General features: G+C 66.3%; 1 protein-coding gene. It reads right to left on the bottom strand.

The genetic code is table 11. The features are described 5' to 3' along the window. Nucleotides 1-711 (bottom strand): ATP-binding cassette domain-containing protein (locus EOA60_RS35040; RefSeq protein WP_164899873.1); only part of this gene is annotated, 711 nt, incomplete at its 3' end. Between the last annotated feature and the right edge of the window lie 187 nt (nucleotides 712-898).

Genomic DNA, 898 nt, shown 5'->3' with positions numbered 1-898 from the left:
CACCATGCGCTGCTCGTCGAGCGCCGCGATTGGTTCGTCGGCGACGCGGCTGCCGTCGCGCATCACCACGCACCGATCGGCAAGCTCGATGATCTCGCGCAGCCGGTGCGAGATGTAGATCACCGCGACACCATCGGCCTTCAGGCGCCGGATGACGCGGAACAGCCGTTGCGCCTCGTCCTCCGTCAAAGACGAGGTCGGCTCGTCGAAGGCAAGCAGCCGCGCGCCCGGCCGCAGCGCGCGCATGATTTCGATCAGCTGCCTCAGCGCCGGGCTCAGGCCATGGCAGCGCTGCCCGGGCGAAAGCACGTCGACCACGCCAAAGGTGCGCAATAGGTCGAGACTGCGCCTTTCGAGATCAGCGCGGTCGAGAAAAATTGCGCCTCGCGCCTTGATGTCGCCGATGAAGATGTTTTCCGCCACCGTAAGCTCTGGGATGATCTCCGGCTCCTGGTGGATGACGCGGATGCCCGAGCCGTGTGCGGCGCGCGGCGAGCTGAGCTGCACCGGCTGCCCGTCGACCAGGACCCGGCCACTATCCGGCCGATGCTCGCCCTCCAGCACGCGCATCAGCGTCGACTTGCCGGCGCCGTTCTCGCCGATCAGCGCGGTGATCTCGCCGACGTTGAAAGCGACCGACACGTCGCGCAGCGCCTGCACGGCGCCGAAGCGCTTGCTGACGCCTTCGACGGCAACGACGGGCACGGTCATGGGCGGGAGACTCCCTTTGAAGCCGCCCGCCCAAAGGCCATCCGCCCCGAGCCCGAAAGGCAGCCTAGGACTTGCAACCGAGAGTGTCCTTGAACTTGGCGAAGTTCTCGCCGCTGATCAGCGTGGCGTCCTGGAAATAGTCCTTCTGCATCTCCTTGCCGGTAGCTTGGTCGTAGAGCGCCTGGAT

It is taken from the genome of Mesorhizobium sp. M1A.F.Ca.IN.020.06.1.1, assembly GCF_004023265.1.
Lineage (GTDB): Bacteria > Pseudomonadota > Alphaproteobacteria > Rhizobiales > Rhizobiaceae > Mesorhizobium.
The sequence above is the reverse complement of the archived record's forward strand: the minus strand, read 5'-3'. Positions and strand labels throughout refer to the sequence as shown.